This window comes from Pseudomonas sp. S2_H10 (genome assembly GCF_054668285.1).
In genome coordinates this window covers 2,213,449-2,238,021 of the sequence record NZ_CP162754.1, presented here as the reverse complement: position 1 = coordinate 2,238,021, position 24,573 = coordinate 2,213,449, and the positions used below count along the sequence as shown (strand labels likewise).

Here is a 24,573-nt window from a genome sequence, read left to right as displayed (position 1 = left end):
TCTTCGCGGGCAAGCCACGCTCCCACAGGGTTTTGCGCGATTCTGGATCAGTAGCCGTTGTTCTTTAGCACTTGCGCCACGCTCGCCGGCGCCGGACGTTTATAAAACTTCAACAACTCGCTGGCGCGATTGGTGAAGATACCGTCGACCCCGGCGCTCATGACTTTCTGGTAGTCCACTGCATCGTCGATGGTGTAGACGTGCACCAGCAGGCCCTGGTCGTGGGTGTACTGGTTCATCCAGGGTTGCACCAGGTCCGAATAACTCTGGTCGCCGCCTTCGCTCAGTGCGGCGGACGGGCCGGTGCCGATGGCGCCCTGGGCCTTGGCGTAGTCGACCCATTGCTGGAATTCGGCTTTGTCCTTCGGTTGCTGTTTGGCGTAGTAAGCGGCTTTGTCCTTTTCGCCGGACTCGGCAAATGTCACGTTGGACTTGGGCTCGATACTGCCTTCACTGACCCACAACAGCAGGATCTTCGGCACCTGCGGCATTTCCTTTTGCAGCAGTTCGAGGCTGCTCTTCTCGAAGGTCTGCAGGACCACTTTGCCGTTGCCTTGGCCGACCGCGAGCGGGCTGTTCGCCGGTTTCGATTCGCTCGGGTTCAGCCAGCCGCGCGCCTGAAGTTTGGCCTTGAGGTCGTGCTCGATGCCGGGAAACTGCTTGGGCTCCTTGGTCTCGATGTACAGGCCGGGCTTGTGCAGGGCGTTGCCCTCGGCGATGTCGATGATTTCATCAAGGGTCAGAATCTTCAGGCCGGCGAAGGCGGGACGCGCGCGATCCGGGAACGCGGCATTGAACCAGCTGCCCGCATCCAGGGTTTTCAGTTCGGCCATGGTGAACGCATTGGCCGGGCTGTCCTTGCGCTCGGGGAATTTGCTGGCGACGTCGGTGGTGCGTTGCAGGTTGTTGTCGTGCAGGACGAACAGCACGCCGTCCTTGCTGCGCTGCAGGTCCATTTCCAGGTAGTCGGCGCCCAGGTCGCGAGCGGTCTTGTAGGAGGCCGCGGTGGATTCCGGTGCATCGAAAGACGCGCCACGGTGGGCGATCACCGCTGGATACGGAATGCCCAGGCGCGTCGCCAGCGCGGCGGGAGCTGGTTCGCTGGCGGCCTGCACCTGGCCGAGGCCGAGCAACAGACTCAAGAACAGGGCGCTTTTGGTAAAGGTTGCAGGCATGGTCGAGTTCCTTTCGTGATGAGTGAGCAGTCCCTTTTAACAACTGATCTTTGCAGGCGCTATCGCGAGACCGACATAAACCTGTCTAAAGCTGATGTTCGTCAGCACTTTTGTGCACCCGTTTGCAGTACGCTGGGGCCCTGCAATTTCCCCGGCAGAGGGAAACGCAGGCCCTGCGTGCAAATCAATGCTCACCATTGCGGGGTTTACCATGCGCATCACCTCCCAGCTCATCTGCCAGGCTGCCGACCAACTCAAAGGCTTCGTTGGCCTCAACCGCAAGACCGGCCACTACATCGTGCGCTTCAGCGAAGACTCGTTCGGCATGGACGTGGCGGACGACGGCATCATCCCGACCAGCGAATTCGTCTGGGCCCCGGGGCCTGAACAGACCATGACGTTAAAGCGCGAATTGATTCAGTTGCTGCTGGACCAGAACATCGATGACCGGATCAACATCACCGAGCCGTTGCGGGTGTATATGAGTCGGGTGGAAGTGCCGGAGATTTCGGCGGTTCGTTGTTTGGTTCAGGGTTGAGTTTTTTTGGTGACTGTTCTGGCCTCATCGCGAGCAAGCCCGCTCCCACAGGATCTCTGGCGTTCACAGAATTTGTGTCCACTGGAGATCCCTGTGGGAGCGGGCTTGCCCGCGATGGCTGCCTCAAGCACACCGCATCATTTACAGGCTGGAGCGCCCCGAACAAGCTTCGACAAAGGCGCCAACCAACGGCGGCAAGACGCCCTTGAGCGTCGCCCGCTCGGGCTGGAACAAGGTCGCGACAAAAAACGGATGCCCGCTGAGTTCGACTGCGCGCAGTCCCTGTTCCGAATCGTGGCCGACAGCGTGCAGTTCGCGCTTGAGCAGCGCCTCTTCGAACTGCGGATTCACCCCATAACGACAGCGATAGCCTTCATGAATCTCGGCGCTTTCGTACGCCTGGGCGAGCAACGAGCCTTCACGTAAGTGAATGGTATCGACCGCTTCCACCAGTGCGCACGTCAACGGCGTGAGGATTGCCCGTGCGGCATCGGGCGCCGTCTCGCCGTGTTCGGCATCCGACCAGCCCAGCACATTGCGCGCGTATTCCAGCACGGCGTGTTGAAAACCGCCGCAGGTGCCGAGGAAAGGTCGCTGCTGTTCGCGGGCAAAACGGATCGCTGTTAATGCGCCGTCCACGTTGCGATAGGGGCTGGCCGGTACACACCAGAAACCATCGAATGCGTGCAGCGCTGTCTCGGCGTGGATTTCATCGGTGGCCAGCCACTGCCATTGCACATGCAAACCACTGTGTTCCGCGGCCATCTCAAGGGCTACGGGAATGGCCTGGTGGGCGGTGACTTGCGGGTCGTAGTCACCGATCAGGGCGATGCGAATCGGATGGTTTTCCATGGATAGCCTCTGCACTTGTTGATTCCTGGTGCCCACTATAGATCGGCGTTATTAGCTGCTGAGCGAGCCGTTGCACGGATACGACACCGCGCTGTGGCTGCTGACCCGTCCCGACTGCCGTGCCTTGCGCTCGGTGGTCACCTTGTTCGATGAGTTGGGACGGGCACTGAAACTGCCGTGAAACCGTTCAGGCCTTGGGCTCATGTTTGGGCACGAAATGTTCGTGCATTTGTGTGGTCAGGCTTTCGATGCGCTCGGTGAGGGCCTTGGTCATTTCCGTGAGACGGGTGTTCTGCTCAAGCAACTCCAGCAGTTGCGCGGCGTTTTTCGCGGCATCCGCCTGCCGCTCGCTGTTGGCGATCGCCAGCGCTTCGCGGTGCTGCGCATCGGCATCGGATTGGGCCTTGTCCCGCGCGGCCTGACGGGTCTGGGCCAACAGAATCAACGGCGCGGCATAGGCCGATTGCAGACTGAACGCCAGGTTGAGCAGGATGAACGGGTACGCATCGAAGTGGGTGAAACCGGACAGGTTGAGGCACACCCAGGCCACCACGATCAGCGTTTGTGCACCGAGAAAAGTCGGGGTGCCGAAGAACCGCGCAAAGGCTTCGGCGCGCAGGGCAAACTTGTCATTGCCGAAGGTCGGCGCCAGGTGGGCATGCGGGCGATGGAAACGCAGGTGGTCGACGGGGGCGGTGGTGTCGTGGCGAGTGGTGGTCATGATGCTCTCTGTCTGGCGCTGGGACTGAGGCTCACTATAGCCTCAGCGTCATTCGAGCAGCGCAATCGTCAAGCTGTTACATCATGCGGTCGACGTTTCCAGGCCGATGCTGCCTGGGTTGACACTGACCTTGTTGCGCCCGGTGTTTTTCGCGATGTACAGGGCTTTGTCAGCGTCCTCGAGCCAGGTCGTTGCATCGGTAAACGACGGTTGATAAGCCGCCAGGCCGATACTCAGGCTGACCCGCAACTCGGGCACTTCCCGATGCCGATAGTCTTGCAACACTTTGCGCAATCGCTCCATAACGTCGATGGCCTGGTTCAGCGGCATGTTGGGCAGGATCACGCAAAACTCGTCACCGCCATAGCGGCCGGCCAAATCGCTTTCGCGCAGGTTGCATTTGAGCTCAATGCTTAACTGGCGCAACACTGAGTCACCGATGATATGACCGTAGGTGTCATTGATGACCTTGAAGTGGTCGATGTCGATCAGCGCGATGGCGGCCTGCTGATGACGCTGGCTGCACTCGCGAAACTTCAGTTGCAGCAAGTCCTTCCAGGCACCATGGTTGAGCAGTCCGGTCAAACTGTCAGTGCGACTCAAGGCGCTCAGCATACGTTTATGTTCAGATAACTTGATCGCCAACCGGTAGCAGACCATGCCCACCGCCAACGGGTAGAGCGTCAGCATCGGCAAGCACGCCCACACCTGCAGTTGCGTGGTCGACAGGGTGTATGACGCGCCGAACAGTGACCAGGCAATCATCATGCCCGCCACCTGACTCAGACTGCCCAACAGGAACATCCGATGGCCACCGGCGGCGACATTGTTCATCGCCATCATCGCCAGAATAGTCACGGTGCAAAGTGGATTGAACTGAAACGTCGCGACCCAAAACCCACCGCACAGCGAATCGTAAAGTAGATTGCGCCGTTCGGCCTTGTAGGGAAAAGCCGAGCGACTCGACAGTTGATAAGCGAGATGCGGCCAGACAAAACCATTGAGTGCCAACAAAACCCAGACCCAGACCGGCAGGTGCAACGGATACAGTGCGGCGGCCACACTGAAACTGCCGATGCCCAAGCCAATGGTTCGAGGCATGTAGATGCGTCTGGCAAATGACAAACCCTTGCCGTGTTGATTATCCATAATTCCCTGCGCCAGATTCATTCCGAAACACTTTACTGCATGGGGTTTAGAATTACCGTCCATCGGTAAAGTCGGCGCATATTGTCATTTATTCCAGCCGGAATAATCAGTGTCCTTCGAAGCCATTTAATTCCAGCCTGTGCTCCAGGCAACTGATCTAGAGCTGGTAACAGGCCAGGAACATGTCCAGCGCGGAATCCGCCACCGTATTTTGCTCCTCGGCGGACAAGCTGGGCTGCCCCATGGAAATCTGCGGCCAGAATGCAAAAGACTTGAGCAGGCCATGGATCTGTTGAGCGGCGAACTCGGGAGCCACGGCCTTCAGTCGGCCATCCGCTTGAGCGGCCCGAATCCACACCGTCAGTCCCTCTTCGCGCGCGCCCATTCGGGCCACCATGTCCTGCGCCCGCTCCGGGGAATGAATGGTCGCGGCAATGGCAACCCGTGCCAGATCGAGCAGATTGTCATCGCCCAACATTTGCAGTTTGGCCATCAGCAACACGCGCAGTTGATCGCGTAGCGGCAGCTCGGGCCGGTAGGACGTTTCCTGTTCCGCCGTCACCCGGATCCATAACTGATTGAGGATCTCGGCGAACAACTCTTCCTTGCTGGGGAAGTGGTTGTACACCGTGCGCTTCGACACGCCGGCAGTGGCGGCAATCTTGTCCATGCTGGTGATCTCGAAACCGTTGTCACGGAATTCGTTGATCGCAGCCTGGATGATCGCTTGGCGTTTTCGGTCGGTGAGGCGCTGTGGAGCTGTCATAAGTACGCTTCGGCAGGGTCAAGGGGAAGAATTACACTCAGCAGTTTACTTGCGAACGACTTTGATGCAACCTAGAAACTACACTGTGCAGTGTAATGTTTTGTTAATCCTGCCCGGTAAAAATAGAAAGTCCGGCTGATGCGTGCGTGCCTTGGCCATTTAAATCGTCCCGAAGCGGAGAATCGCGTCAGACGCGGTTTTTCTGGAGTCATTCAGTCATGGCCAATTCAAACTCCCCGGCGGACAACGCCTCCACACCTGAAGCGTCCCGACAGGCTCAAGGGCAGTATCAGAACTTCACGCCGGTTCAACGTCTCGGCTTTGGCAAAACCATGGGCATCCTGTGGAACGCGCTGTTTAACAAACCGCAAAACACCCGCCCGAGCGCACCCGTACCGGTGCAAGCCCTGACTCAAGCAGCGCTGATCGCCGCGCCCAACCACAGCGTCTATCGCCTGGGCCACTCCACAGTGTTGCTCAAGTTGCGCGACAAGTTCTGGATCACCGACCCGGTTTTCGCCGAGCGCGCCTCGCCCGTGCAATGGGCCGGCCCCAAGCGTTTCCACCAGCCACCCGTCAGCCTGGAAGAATTGCCACCGATCGAAGCAGTGATCCTGTCTCACGACCACTACGACCACCTCGATCATCAGACCGTGCTCACGCTCGCGGACAAGACCAGATACTTCCTGACCCCGCTGGGCGTCGGCGACACCCTGATCAAGTGGGGCATCGACGCCAGCAAAGTCCGCCAACTGGATTGGTGGCAAGGCACGGAAGTCGATGGCATCCAGTTTATCGCCACCCCATCTCAGCACTTCTCCGGCCGTGGGCTGTTCGACAGCAACAGCACCCTCTGGGCTTCATGGGTGATGATCGACGGCGATACACGCATCTTCTTCAGCGGCGACAGCGGCTACTTCGACGGCTTCAAACGCATCGGCGAACAGCACGGCCCCTTCGACCTGACCCTGATGGAAACCGGCGCCTACAACGTCGACTGGCCGCACGTGCACATGCAACCCGAACAAACCCTGCAAGCCCACCTCGACCTCAAGGGCCGCTGGCTACTGCCGATCCACAACGGCACCTTCGACCTGTCGATGCACGCCTGGTACGAACCCTTCGACCGCATCCTGGCCCTGGCCTGGGAACGCAACGTATCGATCACCACACCGCAAATGGGCGAGGCGTTCAACTTGATGCATCCGCAGCGCGGTGGGGCGTGGTGGCTGGCGGTGGAAGGGGAGAGTGATCGGGTGGTGGCTGTCCTGTAGGAGCGAGCTTGCTCGCGATGGACGTTAACGATAACGCGGATTTCCTGACTAAACAGGTTGTCCTTTAGTCCATCGCGAGCAAGCTCGCTCCTACAGAAGGCCATTTATCGTCAACCGATGAATCGGCTCACTCCACCATCGCAAAATCCGCCCGCCCCACCGGATTCGGCGTTGACCCTTTCACATTCATCCCCCGACCCGGCGCGAACCCCGGGAAAAACACCAACCCTTCGGCCTCGAGCCGATAGGCCAACGCCAGGCGCGTGACATCCAGCACCTCCTGGCGCGCCTCGAAACGTTGAATGGCCTGTACCGAGACCCGGGATTCCCGCGACAGCTCTTCCACACTCCAGCCCAGCATCGCTCGGGCCTGGGCGCAGTGGGCCGGGGTGAATTGGAAGAGGGCGATACGTTCCAGGGTGATTTTCATCGCTTGAGAGGCCATGGTGTTCTCCGGGCTCGAGAGTGTTGGTCAAAATATACTGTGTTTTTGTACAGTTGTTTTGAGCCCGGATCAAATGCATTTTTTGATTTGTCTTTTCAGGCAGACGAACGGCACTGCCCTTATTTGTCCGCCAACCCCGGCGCCTCCCGCACGATAAAGTGATCCAGATTCTCGATGTTGGCGCTGAACACCCCGAACGTCTGCTCGGGGTTTTTCTTGCTCGGCACCTGCTTCAGCTCGGGCGTCACGCCATAAAAGAAGCAATACAACTCCCGCCCGCTCTCGATGGCATGCTTGATCTCCTCAAGGAACGCCTTGCGCTTGCGGTAGCTGTCGATGAGTTTCTTGCTCAGGTAGACGTTGACCGAGTAAGGCTTCTTCTCGAACCAGACCTTCTTCTCGAAATCGATGCGAAAGCTCTGGGTGTAGTCCTTGATCTCCTTGACCTTGCCCCAGTAAATCAGCCCCTTGTTGTCCTGCAGGTATTCGATCTTCTTGAAAAACGACCCGTAAGGCGCGGTGTGCTCGCCAATCTTCAGCGGCACGCGCTTGAGCAAATCCTTGTCGTCGAAGTTTGAAACGAAGCATTCCACCGGATGGGCGAAGACGCTGGTCTTGTCCGGTGTCGAATCCCGGCTCGGTTGCTCGACATGGCTGGCCGCCCTGGGTGCCATCGGCTCATCCCGGGCGCCATCCGCAATCACCACCGGTACGCTGGGCTTGCGCACATACTCACGCCGGCTCAGTAACAATTCCGACGGAAAGTTTTCCTCGCGACTATCATCCGTTTCCGCCTCATCCACACCTGGCGCCGGTGTCTTCAAGCTGACATAAGGGCAGCCCTCGACATGCCGGGTACTCGGCAGGTTCTTGAAGTGCGGCGTGCGCACGTAATTCACATTCCTGGCGTTGAACGTGCCCAACTCATTGGTCGCATCGAACGCCAGACGGCAGGCATCGTTCGGGCACTGGAAATGCTCCTTCGCCGAATCGAACGCCATCGTCTCGTCGAAATTCAGATCCCGAACGTCATAGATCGACAGCTTTTCGTCGAGGCTGAGGCAGTAGGCGAGGTCGAATTTCATGTCGGGTTCCAAATCCATTAGGTGACCAGCTTCCAGTGATGGCGCATTCGAAGCAAGGGCTACAATGAGATCACTTCGATATCGCCGAGTCTGCATCGTCCATCAAACAGGGCGGTTTATGAGCCACTCAGATGCTTCGCCCCCTCTACCGGAACCGGGCCGCATAGCCCGCCGGGATGAACGGCACGGTTGGCGCCGCTGGCTACCGGGGCTGGGCGTGCTGCGCGAATACCAATGGGCATGGTTGCGTGACGACATCGTCGCCGGCCTGGTGCTGACCACCATGCTGGTGCCCGTCGGTATCGCCTATGCGGTGGCGTCGGGCGTGCCCGGCATTTATGGCCTCTACGCGACCATCGTTCCGCTGCTGTTCTATGCCTTGTTCGGCCCCAGCCGCATTCTGGTGATGGGACCGGACTCCTCCCTGGTGGCCGTCATCCTAGCCGTCATCATTCCACTCTCCGGCGGCGACCCGCAGCGCGCCGTCGCCCTTGCGGGAATGATGGCGATCGTCTCGGGAGCGGTATGTATCCTGGCCGGTATGGCGCGCCTGGGTTTCATCACCGAGCTGCTGTCCAAACCGATCCGCTACGGCTACATGAACGGCATCGCACTGACCGTATTGATTAGCCAGTTGCCCAAGCTGTTCGGTTTTTCGATTGAATCCGACGGCCCCTTGAGAAACATAGCGGCCATTGTCTCGGCGCTGACGGAGGGAAAGATCAACTGGATCACCTTCATGGTGGGCGGCCTCACGCTGGCGGTGATCCTGCTGCTCAAACGATGGCCGCGCCTGCCGGGCATCCTGATCGCCGTGGTGGGCGCGACAGTCGCCGTCGGTGTCCTCGACCTCGCGACACGCGCCGGTGTGTCGGTCCTTGGTTCGCTCCCGCAAGGCTTGCCCGGCTTCGCCATCCCCTGGATCACCCGCGCCGACATCGTCCCGGTGTTGATCGGCGGATGCGCCGTCGCACTGGTCTCGTTCGCCGACACCAGCGTGCTCTCGCGCGTCTATGCGGCGCGCACCCGAACCTACGTCAACCCGAACCAGGAAATGGTCGGCCTCGGCATCGCCAACCTCGCCGCCGGTTTTTTCCAGGGCTTCCCGATAAGCAGCAGCTCGTCACGCACGCCCGTGGCCGAGGCCGCCGGCGCCAAAACCCAAATGACCGGCGTCGTCGGCGCACTGGCGGTCGCCTTGCTGTTGGTGGTGGCACCCAACCTGCTGCAACACCTGCCGTCCAGCGCCCTGGCGGCCGTCGTGATCGCCTCGGCCATTGGCCTGATCGAAATCACCGACCTGCGCCGGATCTATCGCATCCAGCGCTGGGAATGCTGGCTGTCGATCGTCTGCACCGTCGGCGTGGCCGTGTTCGGCGCGATCGAAGGCATCGGCCTGGCCATCGTGATCGCGATCATCGAATTCCTCTGGGACGCCTGGCGCCCGTACTCCGCAGTATTGGGCCGCGCCGACGGCGTCAAGGGCTACCACGACATCAAACGCTACCCCGACGCACGCCTGATCCCCGGCCTGGTCCTGTTCCGCTGGGACGCCCCCTTGTTCTTCGCCAACGCCGAACTGTTCAGCGACCGCGCGCTGGACGCCGTGGCGGCATCACCCACGCCTGTGCGCTGGCTGGTGGTCGCCGCAGAACCGGTCACCAGTGTCGATGTGACGTCTGCCGACATGTTGGCCGAACTGGATGACAGGTTGCATGCGGCGGGGATCGAGTTGTGCTTTGCCGAGATGAAGGATCCGGTGAAGGACAAGCTGAAGCGGTTTGGGTTGTTTGCAAGATTGGGGGAGACGGCGTTTTTTCCTACGATTGGGACGGCGGTGGATAGTTATGTGGCGAATTATCGGGTGGATTATGTGGAGGGGGAGGTGCAGCGCTGAGCGGCGACTGGCTGAAGCGCTGGGAGGGCGGTTGGGGCGCACTCAATCGCCTTGATCAAGTGCAAATCCGGCGGGAGCCGATTCGCGCTTCTCAGATACAGCGTCAATGTAGGAGGTACCTCAGCAGTATTGCTCGTCTGCCACATCTACACTGTTTCGGCCTGAGCGTTTTGCATGGTACAGGGCAGTATCCGCAGAGCTGTGGGCCGTATCGGAACTGGTTCCCGCAGGATTGGCGCTCACACCGAAACCGGCAGTTTTTTCGTCGAGACTTAGGCAGCGGACGAGGTCGAATTTCATGGTGGGCTTGGGCTCACGCGGGGAAGGGCATTAATAGCGGGAGGCGGGCGGGTTGCACTGCCTTCAATACGCTGCAAATCAATGACTACCCACCAAACTTGTGTGAACTTGCCAGTTTGCGATGCCCACAATCACCACCTCTCTCAAGCCAACCACCAAGCTGTGGCGAGGGGATTTATCCCCGTTGGGTCACGCAGTGGCTCCAATGCGAAATTGCACTCCACTTGACCGCTTGTTGCGTTCGATCTGCCCACCGATTGAATCGGATTCCACCAGCATGCTTCGTAACCATGACGGGCAGAGAACTACCCATAACTGCCGGTGGCGATAGGCAAAAATCAGCCCAAAGTGGACACCCCAATATGTCCTAGTATCAGGGGCCATTCGCATGGCGTCTCTTGGTGGGCCTCGGAGGTTTCAGGGGATACGGAGCCTATTCAGTGTTGTTACGTACGAAAACCGAATGGTGGTACGTTAGTCATTGTGTTTTTACTTTTCTGAAAGCCACCGTGCGTCATTTTCGGAACACACAACGCACAAATAGGCCCGTGCTCTCGAGAACGCGACATAAGCCAGTTCGCGACGCTCCATTTCGTCGCCGCTGACAATGAGAATTATTGCCGGCCGTTCCAGCCCTTTAAACCTCCGTACGGTATCGACAACTACATCTTCGAGCACCAGTGTTTCGGCGTCTGTAAACGGAATATTTGTCCCGAAGCTTTTTTCGAGAAAGCTCGTCCGGCCGGTGGGTCCGTTGACAAGAACTGCTATGTCACCCGGAACCACTTCCTCCTTATTTATGAGCCGTCGAAGCTCCCTGTACGCAGCTTCAATTTTCGCCCCAGGATTATCAGCGTTGATCCAAGAAACCTCGAGGCCGTCGGGCCCATCGGCAATTATCTCGTGGCCCGAATAATGCACCGAAGCGGCCTCATGGATTTTCTTTGTGTTGCGAAGATTTCGGGAAAGCCGAACGGGAATTACGCTCAGATCATGAATGCCATTCCCTACGCTGTCGTAGACATTCTGATTGCTATCCATGAAAACACGGAGGTGACCATTGCTGTTCAGGCAGGCATCGATCGCGATCCACCATTCGGCACGGAAGTCCTGGCCTTCATCAACAATGATCGTGTCCCACTTAAGCGCAGGCTTGATTTCCATCGCACTGTAGAGGGCATCAGGCAGCACGTTCTCATAGAGTTCCCTTTCGCTGATGCCGGTAGGTGTCTGGACTCCTGCCTGACCTGCCATGCGCCCGCACAGCATGTGAAAGCTTGCGACCGTTAGGTTCGCTACGGCTTTCAGTCTTCGTTCAAGGACAATTCCCAACGGGCGACTGTAACAAGTCAGAAGTGTCTTCTTGCCAGTAGCGGCGGAGCGCAGCGCTTCCTCGATCGCCACTACAGTTTTGCCTGTGCCTGCACCACCCTGAATTAGTGCCCGCGGGATATCGGCGATGACATCGAGGATATGGTACTGGGAGGGCTCAAGGACGCGGAACGTTCCTTCAGCTTCAGCAAGTGCGGCACCGATGCGGAAACTCAGGGTGAAGGGATGTGCCAGCAATCTCTCCAGCGCCGCTATACCGTCGCGACCGAGAGAATCATAGTTATCAGGTAGCTGCCCTTCTTTCAGCCTATCTGCGATCCACTCATGCAGACCTCGCTGAAACTGATTTGAACAACAGAATATAAAAGCCGGGCGATCAGCGCCGAGATTGCCACGAGGTGATCCAGCACTTGGGAAAATAACCCCATGAGCAGCATGTATCACACGCTTTGTACCTCTCATTGATTCCTTGAGGCGCTTCAGAATCTCATGCTTTGCACTACGTGCCTGCGACACCGGGTCTTTGATCTTGTGAACGAAGCCACGGTGATCTGTACTGCGCCACTGAGCATCCATCGGGTCGAACGAGATTTCCCTCCCCCCTTTGACCTCGATCGCGAGGATACCGTAGCGGGAGTGTGCGATCAGGAAGTCGCATTCGCCGTCCTTTTCATTTCCCAACCTATCGGTCCCCAGCCAAGGACTCGAGTAAAAGACATGGAAAGTGTCGTCGAGAACTTCGGCGAGGCGGTTGTAAACCTGAACCTCGGCCCAGCGCTTCGAATCGTCCAGTACCGAACGTGGCAAACTCCTTGGCCAGAGCACCGCCATCAGCCTCTCCTCAGCATGTGTTCGAAATATCCAAGTCCCGAATCTGTCCCATCACCGATCAAGAGAGCGCGGTCAAGGAAGCTGTTGAAAGCTTCGCATGATGTCTCCGGAGCAAGACAGCAGGCGTGGCAAACTGAGTGTGAATAGCTGTTGATCGCCCCCATCATATCCGTGATGCAGAGTGGATCGGATGAGCACCACTCGATCGCGTCGATTGCACGCTGCAGAATGCCTTCGATGCGGCCTGCCTTTCCTTGCCGCTCAAGACCACCAAGAGTTCCGTCCGAGTCTGGTGTCGCGGTATAAATCAGAAGCCCGGCCATGCGCTCATCACCAATCCCGGCATAAATCCTCTCCTGCAGCGATGCGGAGGAGTAGCCGCACTCCAGAGTCAGTTGGCGCATAAGAGCGTGCGCGAGGGTGTGGCACAGCATGTATCGCGGGGTGATTTCCTGAGGTGGCTTTGCGTCGTCTCCGTACCGTTCCTTCCAGTTCGCTTGGTGCTTAGCCTCGCACTCGGATGCACGTGCACTGACATCCAGTCGATTCTCCCAATCGGACAGCCGCTTTTCATTCAGCGCAAGGAAGATGCCTTCACCACGTACCTCGATCGCCGGTAGCCAATCAAGCGGAACCTTGGAGAGCCGTGCCACTTCGGGCGAGTCCGGGTCGCCCGGCGGGTTGATCCGGGTGAACCCTTTGATTGCACGGACCTCGCGGAGGCGCACAGCCCGCACCACTCGGGAGATCCAGGGAGCTATTTCTGGGGATACAGCTTCTCTACGGGTTTCGAAGTCGGAGGTCCGGCTGCGACCGAGTTCGGTGACGAACTGCCGATATTCTGCCGGACGCAGGTCGTCGGTTTGCAACTGTTCGTACGACGTGAGGCGGATCCGGATCGCATCTGCCAACTCCGCGGGCGACATCTTCAGTTCCCGCAGAATGCTTTCCAGATCACCCATGGCAAGGATCCCGATGTACTCCTCCAACCTCGACGGGTCATCAAGATTCGTAAGAGAACTCCACCATTCACCTAGAACTTCCTGGAGACGGTCAGACCAAGGCGGGATGCTGAGGGCTGACTCTGTCACCGCAAAGTACAGATTGGAGGCACCTCGCTGAACGGCATACTGCTCCCTGTCGCATGTTTCGTAGCCGTCGCTCAGCCATGGTCGATTCCCCCGACATTTCGGACCTTGCTTCCAGGTTTGTTTCGAGAAAACGCCGTCCATCGACCGACGCGCACCACATTTCGGACAACTGAGGATGAGACCGGCAAGTCCTGGGCTTTCCGCTCGAAGTATAAGACCGGGATGGCGTTCCGGATTATCACGCTTCAAAGTCGAGCACTCCGACTTGTGCGCCACCCACCAGTCCCAAGGAAACTCGTCTAAGTGACCATGCTTGCAGGCCATGACAAAGCGAACCGGGATGACGAAGACCTTGTCGCGTCCAGGAGACTTTTCGGTGCAGGTCGGACAGTAGCGATAGGCCTCGCCCGGATCGTTTGCCCATCGGCGTTCCGGCTTGACGATATCGCAGCGCGGACATTGCAGCCATTTCGGAAAACGCACGGCGACAAGACGCCTGGTATCTGGTCCGTCATCTTTCCTCCGCTCAAACGTGACAGGGGGAGTCCTGAAACCTTTAACACCAAGCTTCTTCTGTAAGCGTGGCTCGCGGGTCACCTGTGGGTGGGCCAGTCCTGCAGGAGGAAACGAGCGATCCCACTCCTCCAGTCCAGCAGCTATGCCCGAAACAGCTCCTCCACCAGCCCTGAAGTCTACAACTGAGCCTGGGCCGAAAGTTGAAACAACTGCGCTGCGTCGCAGATCCTGAAGTTCATTCTTCATGCGTGTCATCCTTTGCCCTGAGAACAGGGGCCATCCTGAAAGGGGTTCCAGCTTCCACGGTCCGCATGGAGTTGAGGGTTGGCCAAGCAGCTCCCGTTTCGCGGTTGGCAGCCCGACGAGCCGCGGCCCGCTCTGCACTCTGGAGAAGAGAACCCCCTCCCTTGTAGTCGCTCCAGTACACCGCAGGGGATCTTGTTCGCCATGTGTCAAGACGGCGCTCAAGCTCTTCCCTTACGGCCGTCTCCTCGGGATCGACCCGCTTCGCGCGCTCGACGATCAGGTCGATGAGATCCATAGCCTCGTCCTCTGCATCATCATCCATTCGAGGAGAGTCGAGCATGTCGACAACAAGATGACGTACAGCAGCCACTAGCGCTGCATGCAATGCCCTGTCGCGAGCCCGTGAGGCGAATGGGGTGACGCTCGTTGCCTCTACATCCCTGTAGAGTGTGCGATGCCAGCTGCAGAACGTCTCGTAATGTGAACGGTCACGTGCTTTGGCGTTGTTGAGCACAGAGACTACAAGCCCGCTCACCTCACCTCGACCGACGCGGCTGGTGGACTGGATGTATTCGGCAATTGTCTTGGGCTGCCCGTTGACCAGCATCAGTCCTAGCCGGGAGATGTCCACGCCAACACTGACCATATTCGTCGCTAATACCGCATCGACTGCACCAGGAAGCCCGACTTTAATGTCTAGGACGTCTAACATCTCGCGGATTTCTTCCTGTGTTCTTCTGGAAGTCAGCTCCTCAACGTTCCTGAGGGATCTTTTCTCTTCGCTGCGTGCGTTAGCGTAGAGCGCGATACTGTCAGTAACGTCGTCCTGCATGAGGACAAGCGCGCCACCAAGCTCACGAATTGAGTTGAAGTACCCGACGAGCGTCCAGTAGGCATCTCGGCGAACATCATCGCTGAATGCCGCGGAAGCAGTTTGCAACAATGAGCCTGCGACGGCCTGCAGGGTGAACTTTGCCGATCTACCGGCCGTAGTGATACCAAGATAGCGTCTTCCCACCGCTTTCGGCCGCCGATCACGAACTGCAAAGCCGGAGTCGTCGTGATCAATTGCTGGCGGGGGGAACTGGAATGCTTCACGATCGAACAGTGCCAGCACTTGCTCTGACGCCCTACGGATTGTTGCTGTAGAGCCGATGACCTTTGCGCGATATCCGCGCGCGGCGAATAGCAAGTCGAATGCTGTCTCATACAAACCAGCGATAGTTCCGAGAGGACCGGAGATAAGATGCAGCTCGTCCTGGATGATGAGATCAGGTGGAGATCCGTCTGAAATACTGAACAGTCTATTGGTTCTCTTCTCGCGGACGATCTGTGCGAACTTGTCGGCAGTTCCGATCAACAACGTCGGCCGGTTTTCGTAGACGTCATCGTCTACTGTAAAGACGGGCAATATTCCGCGTATCTTGCACGAACTATTCGTGCATTCGGCGTCAACGGGCGAGGTTGCACTCGCCATCGACCATTGCAGCTTCTCGCCACATGCGGGGCAGCAAGTGAGCTGCTTCGGTGATGCCACCTCCAATGCCCCTCGAAGAGAAGCAAATGCATCTGCGCGCTTGTTGGGGGTTGCATCTCCTCCGACCCAAAGGCCAATCGAGAATGGCGCATCACCTTGAAGTGGCAAGCCATCAGGAGATGCCGCCCGGCCAGAACGTATCGCCTCTAATGCCAAGATCATGGCCGCCGACCGTGCGAACTGCTGTGTCGTCAGCAGTCGTAGTGTGTAGCGCATGAGGGCACAGACACCACCATGGTCAGCCGGGTCATCGGAGAGCCGACGATATACAGCAATGCATGCGATCAGTGCGAGATAGGCCTCGGTCTTGCCTCCCCCGGTGGGGAACCAAAGGAGATCCATGATTCCTCGATGCTTGTGTTCGCGGATAACCGAGGACGGTGCACTCAGCAGAAGAAAGCCCAGCTGAAAAGGACGCCAGCGCAAAGGACCGTGTTGGCTCTTTGAGCTGTCCCACGAGTGCTGCAAGTGCATAGCGAGATTCGCCAGCTGAAATGCTCTCTGAAGTCGCGGATTAGTGTGGAGTTCGAGAACAGATGCTGAGATGCGTTCAAGCGCCTCATCACATCGGGCAAGATGTGCCTCAGCTATATACTTCAGCTCGGAGCTCACCTCCATCACACTATCGAGTCGCTCGCGCTGCACTCCTATCCAACGCTCGTAGGTATCACAAAAGAGTTGCAGTCCCTGCTGGAGCGTCGTTCTGTCGGCGGAAGCCAGAGATTCGGCCGAAAGCGGATCGAAGGCTCCGTGCTCTTTTCCAAGCTCGGTAAAGAAGACATGACCATTCGGGTCGACGCTCTCGACAATAGCGGAGGGGACCCACGTCGTTCCCACCCATAGTGCACAGGGTCGAACATCGGCTGCATGGTTGTCATGCTCCCATTCGGCCGAGCAGACGTGCCCGACAGCGAACTCGGCCACATTCCTGTACAGCAGTGCTCCGCTTTCCTCGTCGCTGATAGAGCTGGTCCTACCGCTTTTTACTTGAGGCAGCGAGATGACACGCATAGGGGGCTTCGGTACTAAAAGAGTGCCCTCGCAGGGCTCAATGCGAAGCTCTGTCTGGAATAGCGATGCGGCTTCGATCTCGTTTCGGCCCTGTTCTGGCACGACCGAATTCACGAGCGTCAGAGTAGCTAAGACGGCGTTCCCTGCATTGATGGATCGGACATTGAGCGAGACATCGGGTAGCCCCTTGCAGAGCGCTGCAAGCGCTATCTTCCGCGTTGGGCCTGCCGATAAATCGAGACTTGGAATATCGACTATATGTGGCTGTCGAACCCAAATATCGACATCGTCGAGCTTTTCGATCCGGTACGTAGCGAAGCTACAGATGACCCGTACTTGTGGTGTGCCGATGGAAGCAACGCTGAACGATATGCCTGCAACGGATGGCTTCTGAAGAGACCCAGTTCTGACTACTTCGGCCTCACCGTCGCTCTCCTCGCCCGAACCGACCCCCGCAGATCCAAGTCTCTCATCATCTTCCCCGAACATTGCCGTGTGCTGGGGCCATAGGATGCCGGTGAGATAGACATCGGATGGACGTGTCGTTAGTTTTTCACCCTCTGTACGTGGCCCGACCAAATCCTCGGCAAGTCTAATAGCAACGATATCTCTGTCCTGCGATTTGTCCTGCATGGCGCTACCTCCGGCCATGAAAGTAGAAGGGGGGGAACGCCGCGATTCTCGGTGCGAGTACGAAACCAGAGGAGGCCCAAGGCTCATGAAGGGTTTCGAGATCACTGTCGTCTGGGCCCAGAACGATCGTTTCACAGCCCTGACCTCTCACATGGTTCACGTAGCTCGGTGGCCTGTGGCTTTGCTTCTGGTTTCTGTACGTAAGTATCTCCCAGAGGTCGTGCGTGAGGTTGCGGGACAGTGCACCAACACAGAGGTTGTCGCTATCGGTATGGATCCTGTAGCGCCAATCTAGATTGGGGTCAGCTTCCAGCTTGTAGGTGGTGACAACATCGGCGACCCTGGTTAGAAAAGCTTGGCTTGCCGATGCATCCGCTGCGCTGAACTCGTTACAACCGACAAGACCACGCGACGTTATATCGCCGTCTCGCCCAATCTCGACCATCACCGATTGGCGTTTTCTCGTCGAGCGATGACCCCGTCCCGATCGCAATGTTGACGCTCTGAGGGAGCTACTCTCTCCAACAATGAGGGATGCGCGCGCGCGCGTAGCTCCGACAAAAAGCACGCGGGCCTCTTCGGCTTCATCCTCAATGCACTCGAATTCCGTAGCATTCGGTAGCAGCAGAACGACATTGCTCGACTCCCGTCCCTTGCTCGCGTGGATCGTCCCTACGATCGGCCCTTGTAGGCCGTAATCAGGGAGAGTCAGCTCGACCGGGGGCCGGGGCTGGCCTAGCCGCCGCCTCAGTTTTTGTATGTCGATCGACCCATCCTGACGTCCTGCGACGCGCATGAGATGCCGCCAAGCTTCGACAGGCCCATACTGAGGCGCAGCCTTTCCCTCTATGCGCGAGGCCCAGAGGTCGAGAAAATGCCGCTCTGCGAGGAATGGGTCTACGAAATCAAAAAAGCAGATCGCCAGCCATGCCGGCAGGGTTCCGCCATACCCTGATAGACGTAGCCGATGGGGAAGCTCACAGAACTGCGACGCCATGAGTACTTCAGCACGAGTTCTGAATAGAAGAAGATCGTCGCTGGTGAAATCGGCAACCTTCATATTGATCCAATTTAGCCCGCTCTGGTCCGCCAACTCTCGGATTCTGTCCGCTGTTTCGGCATGCAATCCGTCGCGGTGTTTTTTTTTGTCGAGGATATCGTGGCGCAATTCCGAGAAAATTTTCCGAAGCCCAGGAGAGGACGTACGATAAATCTCCTTCAGGACCAGTGTTGTGAAACCCAGAACTTTCTCGGACCGCAAACGGCCGAGCAACGACTGCCCTTGCTCGGCCCCATCCCCATTACGGCGCTCGATGCTGTTGTCAGAAAAGCCATAGATTGCTTGGGCCTCGTCGGAGAAAACGGTGACCCCGCAGTCCGAAGGCAGCCGCTCCACTAGAGCCTCGATCAGATCCGCTCGCCGCCCAACGAGGTCTTGCGCCTCGTCAATTACGACGTGTTCTATCTGTGACAGCTCGTCTGCCACATCTGGGTCTGTCTTCAACAGCTCGATGACTCGGTCTATGTTCTCCTCGTAGGATCCAGTCAGCCTGGCACTCGGATCATGCCCGGAATGGATGGACCACGCATGCGAGTCGATGGTCGCAATCCTGATAGCAAAGGAAGCATCGCCAACGTAAGAGTGCAGCCGCGCACGAATCTCCGCTACTGCAGCCCTCGTGAAGCTGATCATCCAAGTGTTGCTGGGCTCAAGATCTTCTTGAGCAATCAAATAGGCGAGGCGCGCGCAAGCGACAGCCGTCTTTCCCGTTCCGGGGCCCGCCTCGACGACGACCCGGGCATCCGGACTCCCCTCGATCACCCGAAACTGCTCTGCATCCCAGCCTGAATCAAGAACCGTATTTCCAGCAATATTCATGGCTAAAGAGTTCCTTACTTCAGCTCGAGGATCACTTGCAGTTGCGAGGAGTAAGAGCGGTCTCTTACTTTCAACCAGCATTCGGTCTTTTTGGCCCTCTCTGAAATCACTTTAGCTTGCGGAGGGCCAGAAAAAACATATTTTATTGCATTTGCAGGCAAAATGCCTTCATTAAGAAAGGCCTTATAGAGTTGTTTTTTGCGTAATCTCTACAGAAGGGCGCAGGAGGTGGTTCAGTGGTGGGCGTTTTCGGGTGAGTATTCCCGAGGGGTGAATGGCCCCGAGGCTAGAGCTCTGAACCAAAAAGAGAGGCCCTTCTTGGATGGGGGAGTCATCGAACCTTAGACAGCCCTAGCTGATACTGTCTGTGGCGGACACTATAGCTGGCTGTAACCGTTCGCTTTGTAGCGGTACTGTGTGGAGAGCTGGCGGACTGGACCGATTTCTACCGATGTCCGCCTGCAGCTCAGAGGCGTTCTCTACCGGTCATAGTTACGAAACGTGCTGGTCAAATCCGATGCGAATGACAGTTCAAGTCGAAAGCAAACGGGTGGGCAGATCCGTGCAATACCCGCAAAACAAGCAAATGCGGTGCATCAGATAATACGGATTGGGATCATTGAAGACAGGGCGAAATAAAAAGTCCGCTGTCTGAAAATTAAACAGCGGATTTTGAGATGGACGAAATCAGAATCCGCGCATCAATCGCGATGCCTTCCTCCACCAAGACTCACGCCGATTGAACGGATCATCCGCCAACACACACGGCATATCCCGCAACCGAATCCATGGTTCATCCTGCCAATGCAGCATACAGAGTGACATCTTCGGCCAATCAAGCACACTCAGCGTCGGACGCTCCACCATTCCAGATGGCCGTGCATCACGCAGCGCTGGTACCACCTGATGAGTCAGCCACTCCCGCAGTAATCGATTCTCAGGGTAGTAGTGATAAATCAGCAGCGCGTACGCACCTGACTCGCTCACCATCAAGCGCTCTTTCGCAGCGCCATAAACATCGACGAACATCATTTGTCTCTGATCTGCATCGAGTTTGCGCGTCATACGTTCATCAAGGTGTTTACCCATCAGCCGCCCTAGATCATGCGCGCAGAACCACGCCTGGTTCTCTAGAAGAAGAGCGTGCAGGTTGACGTTGTGACGGGTGAAAAGGGTAGGCTTGAGTGATTCAGGCATGGCGTGCCTCCTGGAGCGGAAGCGCGTGGCTGGATCTGTGGGTACGGCGATTCACCTTCATCGTGAAGGTCGGATAGTCAGGCATTTCCATTACCTCTGGCTGCTTTCTTAGGGCATTCGTTAAGGGTGTCGGGAGCTAAGAAACCCACCAGAGACGGGCCGGACATATTCCCCTTTCGGGTCTTGTATTCGCCCACTCCCGACATAACGGGGATTTTTCGCAGACGTAGAGAAACCGCAGACGAAAAAAAGCCGCATGACTGTCGGGTGCGGAGGACCGCTCTGGTTTAAGGCGTTTCTTAGGCGCCGAATCGAAAGCCTAGGGGCTCAACGCTGTATAGTCAACCCTACAAAAACGACAAACTTTTGAGGCAAAAGGTATGTAGGCCTTAGGCATCATACATTGAACGTATATTGGATCTTAAGACGTAGGAAATCTCTGTTTTTTGTATGGCATTCCCAGTGGTCACCCACCAGCTATAAATTGCCTAGTGTTTGCTGGGTTTTGAGATGTCTTTCAGTATTCTTCACTAGGCTTGCTCTGCCAGAAATCGACTCGCATGCACTCCTGTGCGATGTGAGAAACTGCGCACAACCAGTTTCTGGTGAATCTGTTTTTGAGTGCGCAGTTTCGGATTGTTTGATCAGCTTCCCGCACGCCACTTGACGTACTCACTCGGCAGCAGTGTCGCAATTTCCTCGCTGGCCATCTGACGCAAATTGTAAGTGCGCTCGAATTGTCTGAAGGTGAAAGGTAGGCGACGGATGCCACCTAACCCGGCTTTGCTCTTCGGGTCGCAGCGATCTTTCTTCAGGCGCTGAGAAGTCACCCCTTTTTTTACCGAACCATCAGGCATGGCGTAGAGCGAATTGGCTACCGGCCAAAAACTTCGATGGGCGTAGATTTCCTGGCGCGACGTCATCTGTTCGGCCATTTCACCCCATGGTGATCTCAGGGAACCCAAGGCAACCTTGGCTGCCGCCCCATGTAGACTTACCAGGTCCCATGCAGTTCGAGCAACCAGGCGGTAGGCTAGTCGCGGAGACTGCATGATGTAGTGCGGTTTTGCCAAAGGCTTTCCTACACCAGTGCCTCGACTTTTACTCACCAAGCTTTCGATGAAAACTAACGAAATCCATGCCCACATACCATGATTCGACAAGAGGGCAAATCGGTCCACGTTGCCTACAAAAACTTGGTTTGCCAAATATTCTCCCAGCTCGAAGCTGGTTGAAAAGTTTCTGGACAAATCGATCTGGTATTCACCATCTACAACATCGGTAAATGTATCGTCCTTCAAAAGCTCTTTTGGAGCTGCGCTGGTAGGGTTGTCGATCCATGCTGCAAGCTTGGCGATGCCGACTTCACTCAGTGATCGGACCTGACTCGTCATGACTGTTCACCTTCCATCTCTGCCAAAGCCACAGCCATGTGGTGTTTGAAAATTCCCTTTGCTGCGAACCTCGTGACAACGTCATCGGCCCAAGCCTCTTGAGCTAGAATGTCGTCTTCCTCGAACTCGATGGGAGGATTAGCACCCAATGCGGCTATGAAGTCCGCCCATGCTGCAATCCAAGTTTCCGAGTCATCGAGTGCCGATGGGTCTTTTGCTATTGCTATTGCAACTTGGCGCATGACTTCAGGCATAACAAGAACGCCAAACCAAGGTTGATTTACTGCAGAAACGGCGGTGGGGAACAAAGATCGTTCCACTAGCACATTCGGTTTTTCGCCGGCCCCCTTGCCCTCTGGAAGTACAAGTTTCCAAGCTATGCCGTGCAGATCGGTGGGCTCGATGTCCACCAAGCTGGAGCCGAGATTTCCGGCCTCATCCAATGCCCTGACACCATCCGTGTATCCGACGAGCAATGATTCGCCCGGTCTGTTAAAAATGAACCTGAACTTCAACGGCTTGTCGGTGGCGATATCCCGGATGCTCGTAGGCGTTTTCTTGAAATCGGACAAAGGGCCAAGTTCGAAGTATTCTTCTGTACTTCCAGCATGGACGATGCAGCCCAGTTGCACGGAAGGATCAAGATCAGCCGCCCCATAATCGAAGCTGTCCAGCCAGAAAACTCTGCCGTTAGAGGAATCATTTCTGACTCGTACCACGAAATGCTTCTTGTCGATTTGCCTCAGTCGGGTGGGATTAGTTGTCCTCGTTATTTGCCCCATCGGACACCTCCTGATACTTCACGCGGATTTCAAGCTGTCGGTTGAGATCAAAGCCGTCAACTGCCAGCCAAGAGTTCTCATCGTCCAAGCGGAAGCTCATCGTATTTAGTGCAGTGGCAGGCTCGGAAATCCCTGAATGCTCACGTGGATACAACGAATCATCACCGATCCAGAAGTCGGCGGCATCCCACAGCTTGAATGCGTCACCCACCACAGTGGCGTAGGCCAAAGTAATCTTGCAATCAATCGGGAAAGTGATTCCTTCTGCTGCTTTCGCACGAACCTCGAATCCGTCATCGAGAATCTTGAGTACAACAGGCTTGGATTTTGGCTTCGGAATTTCTTTCGGCGGTTGTTGCTCACCCTTGGGTGTTTCCGGCGTCACTCCGCCACCACCTAAACGTTTGGCAGGTTCGGAAGCCGGATCGGCGAAATAAACCGCCAAGGCTGTTTCATCCTTCTTGCCTTCCGGTGAGATCAGTTGTACTAGTCGAAGCGCTGCGTTGCGAACCGCATTCAGCGCATCATTGGGCGAAAAGTACTGAGCCACAACCTTCGGCCGCCGAGCATTCCAGTTGCGATGGGTCGGTTCTTCGGCTGCCACTAGCAAATCAGAGAGTTTGGGATCCTGTATGAAGGTAAGCGCCATCACCGGAACGATGGTCCGTGCCGCCTTCAATCTCTTTTCGCCGTCGATTCCTAAGTCTTGTCGAACGAACAGCTCCTGGCTCTGCTCTGCGTTTTCGTCTTGCTGGAGGAAAACGCGGAACTTTGCGGTTGAAGTTTCTTTCGGTTGTTTCTTTTTGACTGGGATGAGGAAATCCACCGAAACCATTTCGGAGGTGCCAAATTTTTCCTTCAATGATGTCAGCTCAGCCTCCTCGAATGCACTAACTGTCAGCTTCGCTTCTCTCGACCATGAATCCTTCGCTGTGGCTGTGGCCGCTACATTTACGTCCCTCGCAGTTAGTGCGAGAAATTCTCGATAACCCTTGATCAGCCGGCAATCCCCTCCCATGTCATCCGCCACGCCGGCAATACTTGACGTATCCAATGTAACATTGCCGACTTTCACCACTAGGCGACCACGATTGATGGCGAAAAAGAACTCGTTGACCACGGCATTGCGCAACGCCTTTTCCGTGATGTCCTCTGCTGGCATAGGGACAATGAAGGTCGTGCCGGCTTCTGCTCCCCTAGCTAATCCGAGTTCGGCCTTAATTCCGTCAAGCATCTGAGTTCTGTCGACGGGGACTGCCAGTTCGTTAGGGTTACTTATTGCTCCCCACCTTGCTTCCTTTGCCCAGCGCCTATTGTCGTCGGGCAGCTTGTAGTTACGTTTGAAGCGGCAGCAGCCGAAGAGAAGGTCGACGCCATCTGATTTGCGCTTAGTTAAGGCAAAAACGCTTCTCAACTTACTAGCCAAGTACAAGGTGATTTTTCCTTGACCAGCCCCACCATTGGATTTTGTCGTTTTCGCGCCTTCGCCTTCGCGGAACCAGAATGCATTCCAATTTTCAGTCGAGCCCTCACATGAGGAGTCCGTGTAGCAGCCCTCCAGACCGGTCGTTCCGAAATCCTCGATGACAAGAAACCTCATCTCGGCAGGGAGTGCATCGCTCTCTATCAGTTCGCCGGCCCGGAAGTGCTTGATCCAATCGTCTGAGAAGATGGATCGAGCGAACTTGGTGGTGGCTAAGTCCACCGTGACCAGCTTGTATTCAACGCGAACGACGCTTTCGCTGCTTCGCGCATCCAATGGATTCTGGAGAGTTTCGCGGACGAGAATTTCAACGCTGGTGCGCTCTTCGTCCGCGAAATTGTCGTCTGAAATGCTAGACCCCGAAGTCTCGTTCGGATTTAGCGGGCGGAACTGCCAATGAACCACAATAAACTCTCCCAACTAGTAGTGGATCCAGATC

At 56.6% G+C, this 24,573-nt stretch carries 18 protein-coding genes and 1 pseudogene; 4 read left to right on the top strand and 15 right to left on the bottom strand.

What is annotated here, in order from left to right:
- Positions 1-47 precede the first annotated feature (47 nt).
- Positions 48-1,175, bottom strand: coding sequence for a glycerophosphodiester phosphodiesterase (locus tag AB4O16_RS09810; protein WP_460157615.1), 1,128 nt, complete (start codon positions 1,173-1,175; stop codon positions 48-50).
- A gap of 211 nt (positions 1,176-1,386) precedes the next feature.
- Between AB4O16_RS09810 and AB4O16_RS09805 the strand changes: the two genes are divergently transcribed.
- Positions 1,387-1,713: a DUF2025 family protein gene (locus AB4O16_RS09805; protein ID WP_460157614.1), complete on the top strand. Its 327-nt coding sequence runs from the start codon at positions 1,387-1,389 to the stop codon at positions 1,711-1,713.
- A gap of 141 nt (positions 1,714-1,854) precedes the next feature.
- On the opposite strand, the gene AB4O16_RS09800 is transcribed toward AB4O16_RS09805, so the two are convergent.
- Positions 1,855-2,565 carry a CTP synthase C-terminal region-related (seleno)protein gene (locus AB4O16_RS09800; protein WP_460157613.1) on the bottom strand — a complete coding sequence of 237 codons (711 nt, stop codon included), beginning with the start codon at positions 2,563-2,565 and terminating at the stop codon, positions 1,855-1,857.
- 76 nt (positions 2,566-2,641) lie between these two features.
- On the opposite strand from AB4O16_RS09800, the pseudogene AB4O16_RS09795 reads away from it, so the two are divergent.
- Positions 2,642-2,746, top strand: a pseudogene (locus AB4O16_RS09795) (LysR family transcriptional regulator); the annotation flags it as partial.
- 6 nt (positions 2,747-2,752) lie between these two features.
- Here AB4O16_RS09795 and AB4O16_RS09790 read toward each other — a convergent pair.
- The 3 genes from AB4O16_RS09790 to AB4O16_RS09780 form a co-directional block, all read right to left on the bottom strand.
- Complete coding sequence (locus tag AB4O16_RS09790; protein WP_460157612.1) at positions 2,753-3,286, bottom strand: DUF1003 domain-containing protein; 534 nt, start codon at positions 3,284-3,286, stop codon at positions 2,753-2,755.
- Positions 3,287-3,367: 81 nt separating this feature from the next.
- On the bottom strand, positions 3,368-4,435 hold the full coding sequence (locus AB4O16_RS09785; protein ID WP_460157611.1) for a diguanylate cyclase: 1,068 nt from the start codon (positions 4,433-4,435) through the stop codon (positions 3,368-3,370).
- A gap of 157 nt (positions 4,436-4,592) precedes the next feature.
- A complete protein-coding gene (locus AB4O16_RS09780) occupies positions 4,593-5,201 on the bottom strand; it encodes a TetR/AcrR family transcriptional regulator (protein ID WP_460157610.1) in 609 nt (202 codons plus the stop codon).
- Between the two features lie 218 nt (positions 5,202-5,419).
- Here AB4O16_RS09780 and AB4O16_RS09775 point away from each other — a divergent pair, with 218 nt between their 5' ends.
- Positions 5,420-6,475: an MBL fold metallo-hydrolase gene (locus AB4O16_RS09775; RefSeq protein ID WP_460157609.1), complete on the top strand. Its 1,056-nt coding sequence runs from the start codon at positions 5,420-5,422 to the stop codon at positions 6,473-6,475.
- A gap of 127 nt (positions 6,476-6,602) precedes the next feature.
- Here the strand turns inward: AB4O16_RS09775 and AB4O16_RS09770 are convergent, their stop codons facing one another.
- A complete protein-coding gene (locus tag AB4O16_RS09770) occupies positions 6,603-6,920 on the bottom strand; it encodes a helix-turn-helix domain-containing protein (RefSeq protein WP_160389732.1) in 318 nt (105 codons plus the stop codon).
- A 119-nt stretch (positions 6,921-7,039) separates the two neighbouring features.
- Complete coding sequence (locus AB4O16_RS09765) at positions 7,040-8,005, bottom strand: hypothetical protein (RefSeq protein ID WP_460157608.1); 966 nt, start codon at positions 8,003-8,005, stop codon at positions 7,040-7,042.
- Between the two features lie 118 nt (positions 8,006-8,123).
- On the opposite strand from AB4O16_RS09765, the gene AB4O16_RS09760 reads away from it, so the two are divergent.
- The gene (locus AB4O16_RS09760) at positions 8,124-9,902 is read left to right on the top strand and encodes a SulP family inorganic anion transporter (protein WP_160389730.1); all 1,779 of its coding nucleotides are present in this window, start codon (positions 8,124-8,126) and stop codon (positions 9,900-9,902) included.
- 789 nt (positions 9,903-10,691) lie between these two features.
- Here AB4O16_RS09760 and AB4O16_RS09755 read toward each other — a convergent pair.
- The 8 genes from AB4O16_RS09755 to AB4O16_RS09720 form a co-directional block, all read right to left on the bottom strand.
- Positions 10,692-12,365, bottom strand: a complete 1,674-nt coding sequence (locus tag AB4O16_RS09755; protein ID WP_160389729.1) for a nuclease-related domain-containing DEAD/DEAH box helicase — start codon at positions 12,363-12,365, stop codon at positions 10,692-10,694.
- On the bottom strand, positions 12,365-14,218 hold the full coding sequence (gene drmB / locus AB4O16_RS09750) for a DrmB family protein (protein ID WP_460157607.1): 1,854 nt from the start codon (positions 14,216-14,218) through the stop codon (positions 12,365-12,367). The genes AB4O16_RS09755 and drmB overlap by 1 nt, the downstream gene beginning before the upstream one ends.
- Positions 14,208-17,399 (bottom strand): helicase-related protein, encoded by a 3,192-nt coding sequence (locus AB4O16_RS09745; RefSeq protein WP_160389727.1) that lies wholly within the window; start codon positions 17,397-17,399, stop codon positions 14,208-14,210. The genes drmB and AB4O16_RS09745 overlap by 11 nt, the downstream gene beginning before the upstream one ends.
- Positions 17,400-17,403: 4 nt before the next feature.
- Positions 17,404-19,278, bottom strand: a complete 1,875-nt coding sequence (locus tag AB4O16_RS09740; protein ID WP_160389726.1) for a UvrD-helicase domain-containing protein — start codon at positions 19,276-19,278, stop codon at positions 17,404-17,406.
- 687 nt (positions 19,279-19,965) lie between these two features.
- A complete protein-coding gene (locus tag AB4O16_RS09735; protein WP_160389725.1) occupies positions 19,966-20,475 on the bottom strand; it encodes a BRO-N domain-containing protein in 510 nt (169 codons plus the stop codon).
- A 644-nt stretch (positions 20,476-21,119) separates the two neighbouring features.
- Positions 21,120-21,869: a hypothetical protein gene (locus AB4O16_RS09730; RefSeq protein WP_160389724.1), complete on the bottom strand. Its 750-nt coding sequence runs from the start codon at positions 21,867-21,869 to the stop codon at positions 21,120-21,122.
- On the bottom strand, positions 21,866-22,651 hold the full coding sequence (locus AB4O16_RS09725; RefSeq protein ID WP_160389723.1) for a hypothetical protein: 786 nt from the start codon (positions 22,649-22,651) through the stop codon (positions 21,866-21,868). Before AB4O16_RS09725 ends, AB4O16_RS09730 begins: the two co-directional genes overlap by 4 nt.
- A complete protein-coding gene (locus AB4O16_RS09720) occupies positions 22,626-24,554 on the bottom strand; it encodes a hypothetical protein (RefSeq protein WP_160389722.1) in 1,929 nt (642 codons plus the stop codon). Before AB4O16_RS09720 ends, AB4O16_RS09725 begins: the two co-directional genes overlap by 26 nt.
- Between the last annotated feature and the right edge of the window lie 19 nt (positions 24,555-24,573).

Bases quoted from the DNA above. Each gene is read 5' to 3' on its own strand.
- AB4O16_RS09810 (WP_460157615.1), bottom strand. From the start codon at position 1,175: ATGCCTGCAACCTTTACCAAAAGCGCCCTGTTCTTGAGTCTGTTGCTC.
- AB4O16_RS09805 (WP_460157614.1), top strand. From the start codon at position 1,387: ATGCGCATCACCTCCCAGCTCATCTGCCAGGCTGCCGACCAACTCAAA.
- AB4O16_RS09800 (WP_460157613.1), bottom strand. From the start codon at position 2,565: ATGGAAAACCATCCGATTCGCATCGCCCTGATCGGTGACTACGACCCG.
- AB4O16_RS09790 (WP_460157612.1), bottom strand. From the start codon at position 3,286: ATGACCACCACTCGCCACGACACCACCGCCCCCGTCGACCACCTGCGT.
- AB4O16_RS09785 (WP_460157611.1), bottom strand. From the start codon at position 4,435: ATGGATAATCAACACGGCAAGGGTTTGTCATTTGCCAGACGCATCTAC.
- AB4O16_RS09780 (WP_460157610.1), bottom strand. From the start codon at position 5,201: ATGACAGCTCCACAGCGCCTCACCGACCGAAAACGCCAAGCGATCATC.
- AB4O16_RS09775 (WP_460157609.1), top strand. From the start codon at position 5,420: ATGGCCAATTCAAACTCCCCGGCGGACAACGCCTCCACACCTGAAGCG.
- AB4O16_RS09770 (WP_160389732.1), bottom strand. From the start codon at position 6,920: ATGGCCTCTCAAGCGATGAAAATCACCCTGGAACGTATCGCCCTCTTC.
- AB4O16_RS09765 (WP_460157608.1), bottom strand. From the start codon at position 8,005: ATGAAATTCGACCTCGCCTACTGCCTCAGCCTCGACGAAAAGCTGTCG.
- AB4O16_RS09760 (WP_160389730.1), top strand. From the start codon at position 8,124: ATGAGCCACTCAGATGCTTCGCCCCCTCTACCGGAACCGGGCCGCATA.
- AB4O16_RS09755 (WP_160389729.1), bottom strand. From the start codon at position 12,365: ATGGCGGTGCTCTGGCCAAGGAGTTTGCCACGTTCGGTACTGGACGAT.
- drmB (WP_460157607.1), bottom strand. From the start codon at position 14,218: ATGAAGAATGAACTTCAGGATCTGCGACGCAGCGCAGTTGTTTCAACT.
- AB4O16_RS09745 (WP_160389727.1), bottom strand. From the start codon at position 17,399: ATGCAGGACAAATCGCAGGACAGAGATATCGTTGCTATTAGACTTGCC.
- AB4O16_RS09740 (WP_160389726.1), bottom strand. From the start codon at position 19,278: ATGAATATTGCTGGAAATACGGTTCTTGATTCAGGCTGGGATGCAGAG.
- AB4O16_RS09735 (WP_160389725.1), bottom strand. From the start codon at position 20,475: ATGCCTGAATCACTCAAGCCTACCCTTTTCACCCGTCACAACGTCAAC.
- AB4O16_RS09730 (WP_160389724.1), bottom strand. From the start codon at position 21,869: ATGACGAGTCAGGTCCGATCACTGAGTGAAGTCGGCATCGCCAAGCTT.
- AB4O16_RS09725 (WP_160389723.1), bottom strand. From the start codon at position 22,651: ATGGGGCAAATAACGAGGACAACTAATCCCACCCGACTGAGGCAAATC.